Origin of the sequence: Agromyces sp. MMS24-K17 (assembly GCF_043950245.1) — a bacterium.
In the GTDB taxonomy this organism is placed as follows: Bacteria; Actinomycetota; Actinomycetes; order Actinomycetales; family Microbacteriaceae; genus Agromyces.
Genome location: NZ_CP171640.1, coordinates 3,496,853 through 3,512,819 on the forward strand (window position 1 = coordinate 3,496,853; position 15,967 = coordinate 3,512,819).

Below are 15,967 nucleotides of genomic sequence, written 5' to 3' on the forward strand. Positions count from 1 at the left end.
TGGTGCGGCCGGACTAATCGGCGATGAAGGCGAGCGCCGCCTCGACGCTCACACCGAGCGGCTGCGCGCTGTCGATCGTGACGCGCGGGAGCGCCGACGACGGGCCGGTCCACGGGGCGTAGCCGTCGAGGCTCTGCTCGACCGCGCGCCACGTGATCTCGTCGAGGTGCGGGAGCCCGCGCTCGCGCTTCTCGAGTCGCGACCGATGCAGCGATTCGTCGGAGCAGACGACCTCGATGACGAGCAGCCGGGCGTCGGTCTGCTCGGCGAGGTCGCGCCACTGGAGGCGCGCCGCCTCGACGGCGTTCACGGCGTCGACGATGACCGTTCGGCCCGCGTCGAGCTCGTGGCGCGCGATCTCCTCGGCGACGAGGTAGGCCGCCAGGCCGGTGGCCTGGTCGGCGTCGATGCCCGCACGCAGGATGGCGGACTCGATCGGGTCCACCGACACGACCGTGGCGCCGAGGCGGGCGCCGACGATGTTACCGATCGTCGACTTGCCCGCGCCCGGCAACCCGGCCATGACGATGAGCTTGGTGATGCTGAGATCGCCGAACTGGCGATCGATGAACGGCTGCTGCTCCCCCGGCATGCGTGCTCCGTTCAGGCGAGGGCGGCCCGGGAGGCGACCACCTGCACGGTGTTCGACTGCACCGAGAGGAACCCGTCCTCGGCGTTGGCGGTGATCTTCTCCCCGCCGGCGAGCGTGACGCTCACCTCGCCGTGCGCCAGGATCGCGAGCAGGGGCTCGTGACCCGGCAGGATGCCGATCTGGCCTTCGACCGTACGGGCGACCACCATGGCCGCCTCGCCCGACCAGACTTCCTGGTCGGCCGAGACGACGCTCACGTTGAGGGCGGCCATGTTCAGCCGTTCTCCTTCTGGATCTGCGCCCACTTCTCCTCGACGTCGGTGATCGCACCGACGTTGAAGAACGCCTGCTCGGCGACGTGGTCGAAGTCACCGCGGGCGATGGCGTCGAACGACTCGATCGTGTCCTTCAGCGGAACCGTCGAACCCTCGACACCGGTGAACTTCTTCGCCATGTAGGTGTTCTGCGAGAGGAACTGCTGGATGCGCCGTGCGCGCGACACGGTGATCTTGTCCTCTTCGGAGAGCTCGTCGACACCGAGGATCGCGATGATCTCCTGGAGCTCCTTGTTCTTCTGGAGGATCTGCTTCACCGTGGTGGCGACGCGGTAGTGGTCGGCGCCCAGGTAGCGGGGGTCCATGATGCGCGAGGTCGACGTCAGCGGGTCGATCGCCGGGTAGAGGCCCTTCGACGCGATCTCGCGCGAGAGCTCCGTGGTGGCGTCGAGGTGCGCGAACGTGGTGGCCGGCGCCGGGTCGGTGTAGTCGTCGGCGGGGACGTAGATCGCCTGCAGCGAGGTGATCGAGTGGCCACGGGTCGAGGTGATGCGCTCCTGGAGGATGCCCATCTCGTCGGCCAGGTTCGGCTGGTAGCCCACCGCGGACGGCATGCGGCCGAGGAGGGTCGAGACCTCCGAGCCCGCCTGGGTGAAGCGGAAGATGTTGTCGATGAAGAGCAGCACGTCCTGCTTCTGCACGTCGCGGAAGTACTCCGCCATCGTGAGCGCCGACAGGGCGACGCGCAGACGCGTCCCCGGCGGCTCGTCCATCTGGCCGAAGACGAGGGCGGTCTTGTCGAAGACGCCCGCTTCCTCCATCTCGTGGATCAGGTCGTTGCCCTCACGGGTGCGCTCGCCGACGCCGGCGAACACCGACACACCGCCGTGGTCCTGCGCGACGCGCTGGATCATCTCCTGGATGAGGACCGTCTTGCCGACGCCCGCACCACCGAAGAGGCCGATCTTGCCACCCTGCACGTACGGCGTGAGGAGGTCGATCGACTTGATGCCGGTCTCGAAGAGCTGGGTCTTCGACTCGAGCTGGTCGAAGGCCGGGGGCTTGCGGTGGATCGGCCAGCGCTCGGTGATCTCGACGGTCTCGCCGGGCTCGCCGTTCAGCACCTCGCCGATGACGTTGAAGACCTTGCCCTTGGTCACGTCGCCGACCGGCACCGAGATCGGCGCACCGGTGTCGCGGACCTCCTGGCCGCGGACGAGGCCGTCCGTCGGCTTCAGCGCGATCGCGCGGACCACGTCGTCGCCGAGGTGCTGGGCGACCTCGAGGGTCAGCGTCGAGGTCTCCTCGCCGATCGTGATCTCGGTCTGGAGAGCGTTGTAGATCTCGGGGATCGAGTCGTGCGGGAACTCGATGTCGACGACGGGGCCCGTGACGCGGGCGATGCGGCCGACGACGCCGGCGGTCGACTCGGCGACCGGCGCGGTAGCGGTGTCAGTCATTCGTCTCTCTCTTTTCTGGATTACTTCTTGGCGACGAGCGCGTCGGCGCCGCCCACGATCTCGGAGATCTGCTGCGTGATCTCGGCCTGGCGTGCGTTGTTGGCAAGGCGGGTGTAGTCGGTGATGAGCTTGTCGGCGTTGTCGCTCGCCGACTTCATCGCCTTCTGCGTCGCGGCGTGCTTGGCCGCAGCCGACTGCAGCAGCGCGTTGAAGATGCGGCTCTCCACGTAGACGGGCAGGAGCGCGTCGAGGACGGTCTCGACGTCGGGCTCGAACTCGTACAGCGGCTGGACGGTGCCGTCCGGCTCCTCGACGCCCTCGACGACCGCGAGCGGCAGGAGCCGCACGACCGACGGGGTCTGCGTCATCATGCTCACGAAGCGGTTGTAGACGACGTGGATCTCATCGACGCCGCCGTCCGAGGCATCCCGCAGGAAGGCCTCGAGCACCGCGTCGGCGATCTCCTTCGCGAGCTCGAACTCGGGGTTCTCCGAGCTGCCCGTCCACTGCCGCTCCGAGGCGCGGTGGCGGAACTGGAAGTAGCCCACCGCCTTGCGCCCGACGAGGAAGTAGACGACCTCCTTGCCCTGCGCGCGCAGCAGTTCGCTGAGCTGCTCCGCCTCGCGGAGCACCTGCGAGTTGAACGCGCCGGCGAGGCCGCGGTCCGAGGTGAGGATCACGACGGCCGCGCGCTCGATCTTCTCCGGCTCGGTGGTCAGCACGTGGTCGACGTTCGAGTACGTCGCCACCGCCGACACGGCGCGCGTGATCGCCCGCGAGTACGGCGTCGACGCGGTCACCCGTGCCTGCGCCTTCTGGATGCGCGAGGCGGCGATGAGCTCCATCGCCTTGGTGATCTTCTTCGTCGTCTGGGCAGACTTGATCTTCTGCCGGTAGACCCGAAGTTGCGCTCCCATGTCTCTCCTGTATCCCTGGTGTCAGACGTCCGGTCCGGTCCGCCTCAGCGGCGGCCCTTGACGATCTGCTCCTGGTTGACGTCCTCTTCGGCGATCGCCGTGAACTCCTCGCGGCCGACCGAGGCGAGCGACTTGCCCTCGCCGGTCTGGAACTCCTGCTTGAACGACTCCACCGCGGAGACGAGCTTCGCGACGGTCTCGTCCTCGAGCTTGTTCGTCTCGCGGAGCACGTCGAGGATGTCGGTGTTGCGGCCGACGTAGTCGAGGAGCTCGCGCTCGAAGCGCAGGATGTCCTCGACCGGCACCTCGTCGAGGTGGCCCTTCGTACCGGCCCAGATCGAGACGACCTGCTCCTCGACGGGGTACGGCGAGTACTGCGGCTGCTTGAGCAGCTCGGTGAGGCGCGCGCCGCGGGCGAGCTGACGACGGCTGGCCGCGTCGAGGTCGCTCGCGAACATCGCGAACGCCTCGAGCGAGCGGTACTGCGCGAGCTCGAGCTTCAGCGTGCCGGAGACCGACTTGATCGACTTGACCTGCGCGTCACCGCCGACTCGCGAGACCGAGATGCCGACGTCGACCGCGGGGCGCTGGTTGGCGTTGAACAGGTCGGACTGGAGGAAGATCTGGCCGTCGGTGATCGAGATCACGTTGGTCGGGATGTACGCCGAGACGTCGTTGGCCTTGGTCTCGATGATCGGGAGGCCGGTCATCGAGCCGGCGCCGAGCTCGTCGGACAGCTTCGCGCAACGCTCCAGGAGGCGGGAGTGCAGGTAGAACACGTCGCCGGGGTACGCCTCGCGGCCCGGCGGGCGGCGCAGCAGGAGGGACACGGCGCGGTAGGCCTCGGCCTGCTTCGACAGGTCGTCGAAGATGATCAGGACGTGCTTGGAGTCGTACATCCACTGTTGGCCGATGGCCGAGCCGGTGTACGGCGCGAGGTACTTGAAGCCGGCCGGGTCGGAGGCCGGCGCCGCGACGATGGTGGTGTACTCCATCGCGCCGGCGTCCTCGAGGGCGCCCTTCACCGAGGCGATGGTCGAGCCCTTCTGGCCGATCGCGACGTAGATGCAGCGGACCTGCTTGTTCGGGTCGCCCGACTCCCAGTTGGCCTTCTGGTTGATGATCGTGTCGATCGCGATGGCGGTCTTGCCGGTCTGGCGGTCGCCGATGATGAGCTGGCGCTGGCCGCGGCCGACGGGGATCATCGCGTCGATGGCCTTGATGCCGGTCTGCAGCGGCTCGTGCACCGACTTGCGCTGCATGACGCCGGGCGCCTGCAGCTCGAGGGCACGACGGCCCTCGATGCCGGTGATCTCGCCGAGGCCGTCGATCGGGTTGCCGAGCGGGTCGACGACACGGCCGAGGTAGCCCTCGCCGACGGGGACGGAGAGGACCTCGCCCGTGCGGGTCACCTCCATGCCCTCTTCGATGCCGGTGAACTCACCGAGCACGACGACGCCGATCTCGTCCTCGTCGAGGTTGAGCGCGAGGCCGAGCGTGCCGTCCGCGAAGCGGATCAGCTCGTTCGCCATGACCGACGGGAGGCCCGCGACGTGCGCGATGCCGTCGGCGGCGTCGGTCACGTATCCGACCTCGGTCTTCTGCGCAGCGCCGGGCTCATACGCCTGGGCGAACTCCGAGAGAGCCGAACGGATCTCGTCGGGGCTGATGGAGAGTTCTGCCATTGCCATTTCCTTCTCTGAGGGCCGGGCCCTGTCCTGTACTCGTTGTACAGCTACTGGTGTGTCGCGGCGCGGGACGCCGGTCGTTGTGGTCCGGCGTCAGCCGGCAAGCTTCTGCCTCAGCGAGCTGAGACGGGATGCGACGCTGCCGTCGATGACGTCGTCGCCGAGCTGCACCCGGATGCCGCCGAGGACGGCGGCGTCGACGATGGCGTCGAGTCGGATGCTTCGTCCGGCCTGTGCGGCCAGGGACCGCTCGAGCCGGGTGAGCTGGTCTGCCGTGAGGGGGACCGCCGACGTCACCGTCGCGACGTCGAAGCCGCGCTGGTCGGCCACGGTCGCGGCGGCCGAGCGCAGCATCTCGCCGATGCGGCGCCCACGAGGCGCCTGCACGAGGTGACGCACGATCGCGACCGTCGCCGGGGCTGCCTTGCCGTCGAGCAGGCGGTCGACCACGCCGACCTTCGACTCGGGCGAACCGAGCTTCGAGCCGAGCGCGAGCTCGAGCTCGGCGTCGCCGGCGACGGTGCGCTCGAACGCGAAGAGCTCCGCGTCGAGGTCCGCGTCGCCCGCGGACGCCGCAGCGACCCGGATGCCGAGCTCCTCGACGCCGGCGAGGAAGTCGCCGGCGTTCGACCAGCGGTTCGACGCGGCGCCCACGAGGAGCGAGATCGCGTCGGCCGAGATCCTGCCGCCGAAGACGGCCTCGACCAACGCGCGCTTCTGCGCGACACCGGCCTCGGCATCGGTGACGGCACCGCGGAGCTGCGGCGTCGCACCGATGACGCGGCCTGCGGCGAGGAGGTCCTCAGCGACCGGCAGGGTGGCACGGTCGAGGGACGCGAGCTGCGCCCGGGCACCGGCCAGGGCCTCTCTCGTTGCGCTGCCCATGGGTTACTTCTTCCCTCCGGCGTCGGCGGACTCGAGGTCGGCCAGGAAGCGGTCGACCACGGCCTTCGCCTTGGCGTCGTCCGTGAGGGACTCGCCGATCACGCCCGACGCGAGGTCGATCGCGATGGTGCCGACCTCGCCGCGCAGCGACACGAGCGCCGCCTGGCGCTCGGCCTCGATCTGCGCCTGCGCGCTCGCGGTGACGCGGGCGGCCTCGGAGGTCGCCTGCTCGCGGGCGTCGGCGACGATCTGCTTGCCGTCCTCGCGGGCGGTCTCGCGGATGCGGCCGGCCTCGGTGCGGGCGTCGGCGAGCTGCGCGGTGTACTGCTCGAGGGCGGCCTCGGCCTTGCGCTGCGCCTCATCGGCCTTCGCGATGTTGCCCTCGATCGCCTCGGCACGCTCGTCGAGCAGCTTCTGCACGCGCGGGAGCACGTAGATCCAGAAGAAGACGAGGATGACGACGAAGCAGACCGCCGACCAGACGAGGTCGTACACCTCCGGCAGCACCGGGTTCGGCGTCGCCTCGTGGCCCTCCTCTGCAGCCCTGAGTACTGCGTGAAGCACAGTGGCCTCCTAAATCGCTGCTGAAAGGGGGATTAGCTCGTGAAGATGAAGTAGGTCGCGATGCCGATGAAGGCGAGCGCCTCGGTGAAGGCGATACCGATCCACATCAGGACCTGCAGGCGGCCGGCCAGCTCGGGCTGACGGGCGACGCCCTCGATCGTCTTGCCGACGACGATGCCCACGCCGATGGCCGGGCCGATGGCTGCGAGGCCGTAGCCGACCGTCGCGATGTTGCCGTTGATCTCAGCGAGAACGGTGGTTGCGTCCACGTTGGGTTTCCTTTCCTGGGGTTTGGAAGTGGGCGGGTGCCCGGCTCAGTGCTCCTCCGCCACCGCGAGCTGGATGTAGACCGCGGTGAGGAGCGTGAAGACGTACGCCTGGAGGACGGCGACGAGGATCTCGAAGAGGGTGAAGACGAAGCCGAACGCCAGCGAACCGACACCCAGCAGCGTGTACCAGCCGCCCAGCGTGAAGATGAAGAACTGCGTGGCCGAGAAGAAGAGGACCAGCAGCAGGTGGCCGACGATCATGTTCATCATGAGTCGGAGGGTCAGCGTGACCGGGCGGATGACGAAGGTCGAGATCAGCTCGATCGGCGTCACGATGATGTACACGGGCCACGGCACGCCGGCCGGGAAGAGCGAGTTCTTGAAGAAGTTCTTCGGGCTCTTCTTGACGCCGGCGTAGATGAACGTGAGGTACGACACGATCGCGAGCACGAGCGGCACGCCGATGACCGAGGTGCCGGCGATGTTCAGTCCGGGGATGACGCCCGTGATGTTCATGAACAGCACCAGGAAGAACATGGTGGTGAGGATCGGCAGGAACCGCTTGCCGTCCTTCTTGCCGAGCAGGTCGTCGGCGATGTTCACGCGGACGACGTCGAGGCCCATCTCGACCAGGCTCTGGAAGCGGCCCGGGACGACCTTCATGCTGCGGGTGCCGAGCCAGAAGACCAGGAGGAGCGCGATGACCGCGACCCAACGGACCAGGATGATCCGGTTGACCTCGAAGGCCGTGTCCTCGAACAGGAGCGGGCCGGGGAAGAACTCCTCGATCGAAGGACCGTGGAACTCACCGTCATCGGTTGCAGTCGGAACCAGCAGGTTCAGAGCGTGTGCTAGCAGCGCTATCTCCTGTTTCGGGGCGTGGAGCTCAGCTCTCGCGACGACGAACATCGGAATGGTCCCGCGCACAGCAGTGAGCTGGGCGGAAACCGTTGGGGATCACCAGTACTGTAGCAAGACTTCTACCGGCGGACGAATCCGCCGGCCGTCTCACTCGTCCTTCGGTGCGGGGGGCAGCGTGACGTCGCTCGCGTAGGGCAGTCGCGAGCGCGCGACGACCAGCACGTCGACCACGAGCGAGGCGATCACGCCCGCCACGATGCTGAGGAAGAGCACCGTCGGGTCGAGCCATTCGGCGTCGCGCAGCAGCACGACGAGCACGATGAAGACGATGAACTTCAGCAGCCAGCCGCCGAGCACGATGCCGAAGAACACGCCGACGAAGAGGTCGCTCCCGGCGAAGCGGTTGGCGAAGAGGATGCTCGCGGCCGTGATGCCCATGAACACCACCGCCATCACGGTGCCGAGCAGGGCGCTGACGAGGCCCTCGGTGCCCGCGAACACGTAGCCGAGGACGCCGCTGACGACGAGGATCACGCCGGCCAGGGCCGCGCCCCAGATGAGCGCCTTCCGCAGCACCGGGTTCGACGTCGGGGTGCGGTCGGCGGGGGCGGGGGTCGGCTCGGTCATCGTGCTCCTGTGGTCGAGTCGGCGGTGGGCGGGACGGATGCCGCGGAGGGCTCGGACGCCCCGGGCGGGACGGATGCCGCGGAGGGCTCGGATGCCTCGGCGGGTTCGGGTGCCTCGAGCTCGTCGGCGTTCGCCGCCGCGGCCGTCGCCGGCGCGGACGCCGCCTCAGCGGCCAGGGTCCGGCGCTTCCGGCGCCCGAGCGGGGCGAGCGTGACGATCGCGCACACGACGAAGCCGAGGCCGATGAGGAGGAACGCCCACCCGGCGTCGATGCCGAGGTACACCGGGAACACGTAGGTGAGGAGGCATCCGACCGACGCGACCGCCGTCCACCCGTAGAAGATGAGCACGGCGTGCAGGTGCGAGTGGCCCATGTCGAGCAGGCGGTGGTGCAGGTGCTTGCGGTCGGCGGAGAAGGGCGACTTCCCCGCGTTGAGCCGGCGCACGACCGCGAGGCCGAAGTCGAGCAGCGGGATGATCAGGATCGCGAACGGCAGGATGATCGGCATGAACGCGGCGAACAGTTGGTCGAAGCCGACCGCGCCGGGGTTGATCTGGCCGGTCACCGAGATCGCCGAGGTCGCCATCAGCAGTCCGACGAGGAGGGCGCCGGCGTCGCCCATGAAGAGCTTCGCGGGGTGCCAGTTCATCGGCAGGAAGCCGGCGAGCGCGCCGACGAGCACCACGGCGATGAGCGACGCCAGGTTGAAGTAGTTGAACGGCGAGGTCTCCTGCACGAGCAGGTAGCTGTAGATGAAGAAGACGCCGTTCGCGATGAGGGCGACGCCCGCGACCAGCCCGTCGAGGCCGTCGATGAAGTTCACGGCGTTCATCACGAGCACGATCGTGAACACGGTGATCGTGGCGCTCATCCACGAGGAGCCGACGGCGATGCCGCCGATCGGCAGGGAGACGATCGACACGCCCTGCCAGGCGATGAGCCCGGCGGCGAGGAACTGGCCGGCGAGCTTCGTGACCCAGTCGAGGTCCCAGATGTCGTCGGCGACGCCGATGAGCACGATGAGGAGGGCGGCACCGAGGATCGCGAGGATCTGCGTCGGGTTCTCGAAGATGATGGCGACGTTCGAGAACCGGTTCGGCCCGAGCGACGAGACCCACGCGGCCGCGGCGAACGCGACGAGGATGCCGACGAACATCGCGATGCCGCCGAGCCGGGGCGTCGGCCGGGTGTGCACGTCGCGTTCGCGGATCTTCGGGTAGAGCCGGTACTTGAGGCTCAGCTTCCACACGATCACGGAGCCGACGAAGCTCACGAGCGCCGCGAGCAGCGCGAGGGCGATGAAGAGGGTCATGAGGCGGCCCGGTCCGCCTCCCCGTCGGCGCCGGACTCGGCCGCGGCATCCGCCGGCGAGGCCTCCTCGGTCGCAGCATCCGCCGCCGGAGCATCCGCCGCCGGAGCATCCGCCGCCGGGGCCTCAGCCGCCGCGCCCTCGGGCTCGATCGCGTCGGCGCCGACGACGCGCTCGAGGTCGGCACGGGTGATCACGCCCGCGCGCACGATGCGCAGCCGCCCCCCGTCGGCGATCCGGGTCGCGTCGACGATGGTCGAGGACCGGTCGCCCGGGCGCTCCCCCACCGCCTCGTACGCCTCGCCGGCGTTGCCGCCGTCGAGGTACACCGCGACCGAGTCGCCGAGCATCTCCTGTGCGGCACCCGCGGTCTCGGCCGCGGGCCGCCCCGACAGGTTCGCCGACGACACCGCGAGCGGGCCCGTCTCGCTCAGCAGCTCGAGCGCGATGCGGTGGTCGGGCATGCGCAGCGCGACGGTGCCGCGCGTCTCGCCGAGGTCCCACTGCAGCGAGGGCTGCGCGTGCAGGATGACGGTGAGGCCGCCCGGCCAGAACGCGTCGACGAGCGTGCGCACCACGTCGGGCACCTCGCGCGCGAGCGCGTCGAGCGTGGGCAGGCCGGGGATGAGCACCGGAGGCGGCGACGTGCGCTCGCGGCCCTTCGCATCGAGCAGTCGCTGCACGGCCGTGGCGTTGAAGGCATCGGCGGCCAGCCCGTACACCGTGTCCGTGGGGATCACGACGAGCTCCCCGCGGCCGATCGCGCCACGCGCGAGTCGCATTCCGGTGAGCAGCTGGGAGTCGACCGAGCAGTCGTAGATCTCACTCATGACCGCTCGATTCTAGACCCACGCCCCGGGCGTCCCCGGGGCGCGGGTCCGAGTCAGCGCCGCCCCGCCTTCCGACGGAACAGCCGGGCGCCCCAGACGCCGGCGATCGCGATGACGAGCGCGCACCAGCCGAGCGCGAGCCATCCCGAGTCGCCCATCGGCGTGCCCATGAGGAGGCTGCGGATCGCCTCGATGATCGGGGTGATCGGCTGGTGCTCCGCGATCCACCGCAGCCAGTCCGGCAGCGTCTCGACGGGCACGAACGCGCTCGACAGGTACGGCAGGAACAGCAGGATGAAGCCGTACGCGTTCGCCGCGTCGGGGCTGTGCGCGGCGAGGCCGATCGCGGCGAACAGCGCCGTGATCGCCAGGATGTACAGCGCGATCAGCGCGACGGCGCCGACCCACTCCACCGGGTCCGCGGTCGGGCGGAAGCCCACGAGGAGCGCGACGCCGATGACCACGGCGGTGGCCAGCAGGTTGCGCAGCACGCTCGCGACGACGTGGCCGGTGAGCACGGCGCTCGCGCGGAGCGGCATCGTGCGGAACCGGTCGATCACGCCGGTCGACATGTCTCGCGCGACGTAGAGCGCCGTCGAGCTGGCCCCGAACCCGGCGCAGAGCAGGATGATGCCGGGCACGACGTAGTCGACGTAGCCGCCGCCCGGGTCGAGCGCGCCGCCGAACACGAACGTGAACAGCAGCATGAGCATGGTCGGCAGGATGATCGCCATCGTCAGCGCCTCGGCGTCGCGCAGCGAGTGCGTGATGCTCCGGCGGATGAAAACGGCCTCGGGCACGAGCCCGGACGGCCGGCGACGGACGCCGGCGGGGCCGGTCGCCGGCGCGGCCGGGCCGCCCGGCGCGGTGGGTGCGAGTGCGGCGGTCATGGTCAGCCCTTCGTCGAGATGAGGTCGCGGTCGGATGCCTCGCCGTCGGCGGGCTCCGCGTGCGCGGTGCCGCCGGTGATGGCGAGGAACACGTCGTCGAGGCTCGGGCGGCGGAGCACCACGCGGGCCTGGACGGTGGCGGATGCCTCGAGCCGATCGAGCTCGTCGATCGCGGCGCGCAGCCCGTGGACGGTGCCGTCGGTCGGGCGCTCGGCGAGCAGTTCGTCGTCGGGGCCGCGGAGCTCGACGACCTCGCCGCCGACGCGCGCCTTGAGCTCGTCGGGCGTGCCCTCGGCGGCGACCCGGCCGTCGTCGAGCACGGCGATGCGCTCGGCGAGCTGGTCGGCCTCCTCGAGGTACTGGGTGGTGAGGAACACCGTGGCGCCCGCGCCCGACACCTCGCGGATGATCCGCCAGAGCTCCTGGCGGCTGCGGGTGTCGAGCCCGGTCGTGGGTTCGTCGAGGAAGACCACGTCGGCGGGCACCACGAGGCTGAGCCCGAGGTCGAGCCGGCGTCGCATGCCGCCCGAGTACGTGCCGACGCGGCGGTCGGCGGCTTCGGCGAGGTCGAACCGGTCGAGCAGTTCGGCCGCCCGGGCCTTGGCGATCCGCGCGGAGAGGCCGGACAGCCGGCCGAGCATCACGAGGTTCTCCCGGCCCGTGAGCACCTCGTCGACGGCCGCGGCCTGCCCGGTGAGGCTGATCCGCGCGCGCACCGCGTCGGGCTCGCGCTCGACGTCGTGGCCGGCGACGCGGACCGTGCCGCCGTCGGGCCGGACGAGCGTCGTGAGGATGTTGATGGTGGTGGACTTGCCGGCCCCGTTCGGACCGAGCAGGGCGTAGACCGACCCGGTGGCGACCCGCAGGTCGATCCCCCGGAGCACCTCCTGCCGGCCGAACCGCCGGGTGAGGCCCTCGGCCTCGATCGCGAGCGTCATGCGATCGCCTCCCGCTTCCCGTTCATCGAATCGTCTATTGCATACACTGTGTATGCCGCCTACACACGGTTTAAGTAATACACAGTTCTAGACTGGACGCAAGCACCCCGCCGAGGAACGGATCCGGATGACCGCCGACAGCCCCGCCGAACCCGAACTGCCCCGCGGCATCGCCCTCGCCTGGGGCGTCACCGTCAACCCGCAGCGCGGGCCCAAGCGCGAACTGAGCATCGAGCGCATCGTGGAGGCGGCGGTCGCCATCGCCGATGCCGAGGGCCTCGCCGCCGTGTCGATGAGCCGCGTCGCGCAGTCGCTCGGCTACACGACGATGTCGCTCTACCGGTACATCACCGGCAAGGACGACCTCGTGCTCCTCATGGGCGAGGCCGCGAGCGCCGTGCCCATCCCCGACGACGGACTCGAGCGCGACTGGCGCACCGGGCTCACCGCCTGGTTCCAGGCGATCCGCGCCGCCTACCGCGAGCACCCGTGGCTCGTCGACATCCCCGTCTCCGGAGCGCCGGTGACGCCGAACAGCCTCGCCGTCGTCGACTGGTTCCTCCGCGAGACGCGCAGCCTGCCGCTCACCGACGGCGAGAAGATCTCCGCGCTGCTGCTGCTCACCAGCTACGCCCGCGCCACGAGCGCGCAGGAGCGCGACCTCGACGCCGCGGCCGCCGCCGCTGCATCGGAGACCGGCGGCGCGGTCGCGGCCGGCGCCGGAGCCGGCGCGTTCGCGGCGCTGGCCGAACTCGTGACCCCCGAGCGCTTCCCCGACCTCGCGCCGGTCTTCCTCGGCGGCGGCTACCTCGCCGAGAGCGGACCGGGCGACATCGGCGACGACACCGCGTTCGGCTTCGAGCGCATCCTCGACGGCATCGAGCACCACGTCTCACGGCTCGCCGAGGGACGCCCCGCACCGCCGCCCGTCGTGCCGGGACCGACGCTCGCCCTCCCCCGCGACAAGGCCGTACGCGAGGCGGCCAAGGCGCGCCGGGAGGCCGAGAAGGCGCTCCGCGAGGCGCAGAAGCGCGAACGCGAGGCGATCAAGCGCGTGCTCGAGAAGGAGCGCGACGAACGCCGCCGCACCGACGAGCGGGAGGCGCGCGACGCCGAGCGGGCGGCCCGCGAGGCGGACCGCGAGGCGGAGCGCGCCGCGCGCGGCTGAGCGTCGGCGGGTCGCCATCGGCCGGGCGCCGTCCGCCGAGCGCCATCGGATCGCAGGCGGCGCCGCGCGTCAGCGGATCGCGGTCGTCGCCCGGTCGCGCAGGGTCAGGTCGCGGTGATGCGCGACGGCGCGCCATCCGTCGCCCGTGAGGATCGCGGCGATCGCCGCGGACTGGTGCTCGGCGTGCTCGATCACGACCGTGCCGCCCGGCCGCGCGAGCGCGAACGCGCGACGCGAGAGGGGGCGGATGACGTCGAGTCCGTCCTCGCCGCCGTACAGCGCGAGCGCGGGATCGTGCGCGTGCACCTCGGCGTCGGCCGGCACCAGCGCGCTCGGCACGTACGGCGGGTTCGACACCACCACGGCGACGCGCCCGTCGAGCTCGGGCAGGGCGTCGGCGAGGTCGCCCTCGACCAGCTCGAGGTTCGACGCACCGACCTCGTCGGCGTTCCGGCGCGCCCACGCCAGCGCCTCGGGCGACAGCTCCACGCCGATCACCCGCGCGTGCGGCACCTCCGTCGCCAGCGCGAGCGCGATCGCGCCGCTGCCGGTGCCGAGGTCGACCGCGATCGGCTCCGGGTCGGGCACGGCGCGCAGCGCGTCGATCGCGAGCTGCGCGACGAGCTCCGTCTCGGGCCGCGGCACCAGCACGCCCGGGCCGACCCGCAGCTCCAGCGCGCGGAACGGCGCCCGCCCGGTCAGGTGCTGGAGCGGCTCGCGCGCGGCCCGGCGAGCCACGAGCGCGTCGAGTTCGGATGCCTCGGATGCCCCGAGCCCGCCGCCGATGATCGCGCGCGCCTGCACGCCGCCGCGCGACAGCCCGAGCACGTGGCCGGCGAGGAGCTCGGCGTCGACGTCGGGATCGGGCACCCCGGCGGCTCGGAGCCGGTCGGCGGCCGCGCGGAGCGCGTCGCGCAGCGCCGGCCCCGGGGCATCCGCGTCGACCGGCGGCTCGTTCGCATTCACGAAATGGAATGTAACGCACTGGTCGGCCGCGCCGCCCCGCTCCTAGGCTGGGAAGGCTTCCCCGCACGCTTCCGACCCGAGGAGGGGTCCACCTCATGGCGCAGGTCTTCGACAACATCACCCAGGCGTTCGGTCGCACACCGCTCGTCCGCCTCAACCGCCTCACCGACGGGGCCGGCGCGACCGTCCTCGCGAAGCTCGAGTTCTACAACCCGTCCGCGAGCGTCAAGGACCGCCTGGGCGTCGGCATCGTCGACGCGGCCGAGGCATCCGGCGCGCTCCAGCCCGGCGGCACCATCGTCGAGGGCACCAGCGGCAACACCGGCATCGCGCTCGCCCTCATCGGCGCGGCCCGCGGCTACAAGGTCATCCTCGCGATGCCCGAGACCATGTCGAAGGAGCGCCGTGCGCTGCTCAAGGCCTACGGCGCCGAGCTCGTGCTCACGCCCGGCTCCGAGGGCATGAAGGGCGCGGTCTCCCGCGCCGAGCAGATCGCCGCCGAGACGCCCGGCGCGATCCTCGCCCGCCAGTTCGAGAACGAGGCGAACGTCGAGATCCACCGCCGCACCACCGCCGAGGAGGTCTGGAACGACACCGACGGCGGCGTCGACATCTTCGTGTCGGGCATCGGCACCGGCGGCACGCTGACCGGCACCGGCCAGGTGCTCAAGGAGCGCAAGCCCGAGGTGAAGATCGTCGGCGTCGAGCCGGCCGAGTCACCCATCCTCAACGGCGGCGCCCCCGGCCCGCACAAGATCCAGGGCATCGGCGCCAACTTCGTGCCCGAGATCCTCGACCGCGACGTCTACGACGAGATCATCGACGTCAACATCGACCAGGCGGTCGAGACGGCACGCCTCCTCGGCACGCAGGAGGGCATCCTCGGCGGCATCTCGTCGGGCGCGACCGTGTACGCGGCGCTCGAACTCGCCAAGCGCCCCGAGAACGCCGGCAAGACCATCGTCGTCATCGTCGCGAGCTACGGCGAGCGGTACCTGTCGACGGTTCTGTACGAGGGTCTGCTTGACTGATCGGGTGTCGATCCTCACCCGCTTGAAGGAAGACCTCGCGACCGCCCGTGCGCACGATCCCGCCGCACGGAGCAGTCTCGAGGTCTTCCTCGCGTATTCCGGCCTCCACGCGATCTGGACGGCCCGCCTCACCCACCGCCTCTGGGTGGCCGGCTGGCGACTGCCCGCGCGGCTGCTCTCCCAGTTCGCCCGGTTCCTCACCGGCATCGAGATCCACCCCGGGGCGACGATCGGCCGGCGGTTCTTCATCGACCACGGCATGGGCGTCGTGATCGGCGAGACGACGATCATCGGCGACGACGTGATGCTCTACCACGGCGTCACGCTCGGCGGGAAGGCGCCCCGGAACACCCCGCCAGGCACGAAGCGCCACCCGACGCTGGAGGACGGCGTGACCGTCGGCGCCGGCGCGAAGATCCTCGGCGACATCGTCATCGGCGCGTGGAGCGCCGTCGGCGCGAACGCCGTCGTCACGAAGCACGCGCCGGAGTACTCGCTCATCGTCGGCGTGCCGGCGACCGTCCGCCCGCTCTCGCACGCGACCGCCGACGCCGCCCGCGGCGTGCACGACTGGCACTGGATGATCTGACGGGCGCTGCGTGTGCGCACGCTCGCTCAGTGCGCTCGCGCGCTCAGTGCGCCCGTTCGCGCGCGCCACTTCCGGGGCATCCGCGCCCGCGCCTGCGGCGCGCGCGC

18 protein-coding genes are annotated in these 15,967 nt (G+C 70.7%); 3 read left to right on the forward strand and 15 right to left on the reverse strand.

The window, feature by feature from the left end; genetic code table 11:
* Positions 1-13 precede the first annotated feature (13 nt).
* The 14 genes from ACGGZK_RS16070 to ACGGZK_RS16135 form a co-directional block, all read right to left on the reverse strand.
* Positions 14-592, reverse strand: a complete 579-nt coding sequence (locus tag ACGGZK_RS16070; protein WP_395243627.1) for an AAA family ATPase — start codon at positions 590-592, stop codon at positions 14-16.
* A gap of 11 nt (positions 593-603) precedes the next feature.
* On the reverse strand, positions 604-864 hold the full coding sequence (locus tag ACGGZK_RS16075) for a F0F1 ATP synthase subunit epsilon (RefSeq protein ID WP_395243628.1): 261 nt from the start codon (positions 862-864) through the stop codon (positions 604-606).
* Positions 865-866: 2 nt separating this feature from the next.
* A complete protein-coding gene (gene atpD / locus ACGGZK_RS16080; protein WP_395243629.1) occupies positions 867-2,327 on the reverse strand; it encodes a F0F1 ATP synthase subunit beta in 1,461 nt (486 codons plus the stop codon).
* Between the two features lie 20 nt (positions 2,328-2,347).
* Positions 2,348-3,244: a F0F1 ATP synthase subunit gamma gene (locus tag ACGGZK_RS16085; RefSeq protein WP_395243630.1), complete on the reverse strand. Its 897-nt coding sequence runs from the start codon at positions 3,242-3,244 to the stop codon at positions 2,348-2,350.
* A gap of 44 nt (positions 3,245-3,288) precedes the next feature.
* Positions 3,289-4,929, reverse strand: coding sequence for a F0F1 ATP synthase subunit alpha (gene atpA / locus ACGGZK_RS16090; protein WP_395243631.1), 1,641 nt, complete (start codon positions 4,927-4,929; stop codon positions 3,289-3,291).
* A gap of 96 nt (positions 4,930-5,025) precedes the next feature.
* On the reverse strand, positions 5,026-5,817 hold the full coding sequence (locus ACGGZK_RS16095; RefSeq protein WP_395243632.1) for a F0F1 ATP synthase subunit delta: 792 nt from the start codon (positions 5,815-5,817) through the stop codon (positions 5,026-5,028).
* A gap of 3 nt (positions 5,818-5,820) precedes the next feature.
* On the reverse strand, positions 5,821-6,381 hold the full coding sequence (locus ACGGZK_RS16100) for a F0F1 ATP synthase subunit B (RefSeq protein ID WP_395243633.1): 561 nt from the start codon (positions 6,379-6,381) through the stop codon (positions 5,821-5,823).
* 32 nt (positions 6,382-6,413) lie between these two features.
* On the reverse strand, positions 6,414-6,650 hold the full coding sequence (gene atpE, locus ACGGZK_RS16105; protein ID WP_092670904.1) for an ATP synthase F0 subunit C: 237 nt from the start codon (positions 6,648-6,650) through the stop codon (positions 6,414-6,416).
* A gap of 45 nt (positions 6,651-6,695) precedes the next feature.
* Positions 6,696-7,493: a F0F1 ATP synthase subunit A gene (gene atpB / locus ACGGZK_RS16110; RefSeq protein ID WP_395246113.1), complete on the reverse strand. Its 798-nt coding sequence runs from the start codon at positions 7,491-7,493 to the stop codon at positions 6,696-6,698.
* 165 nt (positions 7,494-7,658) lie between these two features.
* Entirely contained in the window at positions 7,659-8,138 is a 480-nt protein-coding gene (locus ACGGZK_RS16115) for a hypothetical protein (protein ID WP_395243634.1), read from the reverse strand.
* A complete protein-coding gene (locus tag ACGGZK_RS16120; RefSeq protein WP_395243635.1) occupies positions 8,135-9,451 on the reverse strand; it encodes an MraY family glycosyltransferase in 1,317 nt (438 codons plus the stop codon). The genes ACGGZK_RS16115 and ACGGZK_RS16120 overlap by 4 nt, the downstream gene beginning before the upstream one ends.
* Entirely contained in the window at positions 9,448-10,278 is an 831-nt protein-coding gene (locus tag ACGGZK_RS16125; protein ID WP_395243636.1) for an L-threonylcarbamoyladenylate synthase, read from the reverse strand. The genes ACGGZK_RS16120 and ACGGZK_RS16125 overlap by 4 nt, the downstream gene beginning before the upstream one ends.
* 53 nt (positions 10,279-10,331) lie before the next feature.
* The gene (locus tag ACGGZK_RS16130) at positions 10,332-11,168 is read right to left on the reverse strand and encodes an ABC transporter permease (RefSeq protein WP_395243637.1); all 837 of its coding nucleotides are present in this window, start codon (positions 11,166-11,168) and stop codon (positions 10,332-10,334) included.
* A gap of 2 nt (positions 11,169-11,170) precedes the next feature.
* Positions 11,171-12,106, reverse strand: a complete 936-nt coding sequence (locus ACGGZK_RS16135) for an ATP-binding cassette domain-containing protein (protein ID WP_395243638.1) — start codon at positions 12,104-12,106, stop codon at positions 11,171-11,173.
* A gap of 127 nt (positions 12,107-12,233) precedes the next feature.
* Between ACGGZK_RS16135 and ACGGZK_RS16140 the strand changes: the two genes are divergently transcribed.
* Positions 12,234-13,274 (forward strand): TetR/AcrR family transcriptional regulator C-terminal domain-containing protein, encoded by a 1,041-nt coding sequence (locus ACGGZK_RS16140; RefSeq protein ID WP_395243639.1) that lies wholly within the window; start codon positions 12,234-12,236, stop codon positions 13,272-13,274.
* A gap of 69 nt (positions 13,275-13,343) precedes the next feature.
* Here the strand turns inward: ACGGZK_RS16140 and prmC are convergent, their stop codons facing one another.
* Positions 13,344-14,240 carry a peptide chain release factor N(5)-glutamine methyltransferase gene (gene prmC / locus ACGGZK_RS16145; RefSeq protein ID WP_395243640.1) on the reverse strand — a complete coding sequence of 299 codons (897 nt, stop codon included), beginning with the start codon at positions 14,238-14,240 and terminating at the stop codon, positions 13,344-13,346.
* Positions 14,241-14,335: 95 nt separating this feature from the next.
* On the opposite strand from prmC, the gene cysK reads away from it, so the two are divergent.
* Positions 14,336-15,271, forward strand: a complete 936-nt coding sequence (gene cysK, locus ACGGZK_RS16150; protein WP_395243641.1) for a cysteine synthase A — start codon at positions 14,336-14,338, stop codon at positions 15,269-15,271.
* Positions 15,272-15,275: 4 nt separating this feature from the next.
* Entirely contained in the window at positions 15,276-15,860 is a 585-nt protein-coding gene (epsC, locus tag ACGGZK_RS16155) for a serine O-acetyltransferase EpsC (RefSeq protein ID WP_395243642.1), read from the forward strand.
* The last annotated feature ends 107 nt before the right edge of the window (positions 15,861-15,967 follow it).

What these genes read in the sequence shown, in the direction of transcription:
- ACGGZK_RS16070 (WP_395243627.1), bottom strand. Translation starts at nt 592, where the DNA reads ATGCCGGGGGAGCAGCAGCCGTTCATCGATCGCCAGTTCGGCGATCTC.
- ACGGZK_RS16075 (WP_395243628.1), bottom strand. Translation starts at nt 864, where the DNA reads ATGGCCGCCCTCAACGTGAGCGTCGTCTCGGCCGACCAGGAAGTCTGG.
- atpD (WP_395243629.1), bottom strand. Translation starts at nt 2,327, where the DNA reads ATGACTGACACCGCTACCGCGCCGGTCGCCGAGTCGACCGCCGGCGTC.
- ACGGZK_RS16085 (WP_395243630.1), bottom strand. Translation starts at nt 3,244, where the DNA reads ATGGGAGCGCAACTTCGGGTCTACCGGCAGAAGATCAAGTCTGCCCAG.
- atpA (WP_395243631.1), bottom strand. Translation starts at nt 4,929, where the DNA reads ATGGCAGAACTCTCCATCAGCCCCGACGAGATCCGTTCGGCTCTCTCG.
- ACGGZK_RS16095 (WP_395243632.1), bottom strand. Translation starts at nt 5,817, where the DNA reads ATGGGCAGCGCAACGAGAGAGGCCCTGGCCGGTGCCCGGGCGCAGCTC.
- ACGGZK_RS16115 (WP_395243634.1), bottom strand. Translation starts at nt 8,138, where the DNA reads ATGACCGAGCCGACCCCCGCCCCCGCCGACCGCACCCCGACGTCGAAC.
- ACGGZK_RS16120 (WP_395243635.1), bottom strand. Translation starts at nt 9,451, where the DNA reads ATGACCCTCTTCATCGCCCTCGCGCTGCTCGCGGCGCTCGTGAGCTTC.
- ACGGZK_RS16125 (WP_395243636.1), bottom strand. Translation starts at nt 10,278, where the DNA reads ATGAGTGAGATCTACGACTGCTCGGTCGACTCCCAGCTGCTCACCGGA.
- ACGGZK_RS16130 (WP_395243637.1), bottom strand. Translation starts at nt 11,168, where the DNA reads ATGACCGCCGCACTCGCACCCACCGCGCCGGGCGGCCCGGCCGCGCCG.
- ACGGZK_RS16135 (WP_395243638.1), bottom strand. Translation starts at nt 12,106, where the DNA reads ATGACGCTCGCGATCGAGGCCGAGGGCCTCACCCGGCGGTTCGGCCGG.
- ACGGZK_RS16140 (WP_395243639.1), top strand. Translation starts at nt 12,234, where the DNA reads ATGACCGCCGACAGCCCCGCCGAACCCGAACTGCCCCGCGGCATCGCC.
- cysK (WP_395243641.1), top strand. Translation starts at nt 14,336, where the DNA reads ATGGCGCAGGTCTTCGACAACATCACCCAGGCGTTCGGTCGCACACCG.